1 pseudogene is annotated in these 332 nt (G+C 48.2%); it reads left to right on the plus strand.

Annotation, left to right across the window (positions count from 1 at the left end):
* Positions 1 to 327 (plus strand): annotated as a pseudogene (locus ESE_RS11775) (iron-containing alcohol dehydrogenase); the annotation flags it as partial.
* Positions 328 to 332: the final 5 nt, after the last annotated feature.

Raw genomic sequence — 332 nt, forward strand, 5'->3', positions numbered from 1 at the left:
GCGGTAACTGGTAACGTTAAGCGTACGCCATTCCCACGTTACGAGACGTACACGGCCCAAAAGGATTACGCTGATATCGCCCGCTACCTTGGTTTGCAAGGTAAGAATGACGCTGAATTGGTTGACGCTTTGTTGGCTAAGATTGACACGTTGTTCGCCGGTGTTGAAGTACAACCTTCATTGTCAGCTAACGGTGTTTCAAAGGCTGACTTTGAGAAGTCATTGGACACGTTGCCTGACTTGGTTTACAACGACCAAACGACGCCAGGTAACCCACGTCAACCTCGTTTGGAAGAAATCCGTCAATTGTTGAAGGACCAATTCTAAACCGC

Source organism: Weissella cibaria KACC 11862, from assembly GCF_000193635.1.
GTDB lineage: Bacteria > Bacillota > Bacilli > Lactobacillales > Lactobacillaceae > Weissella > Weissella cibaria.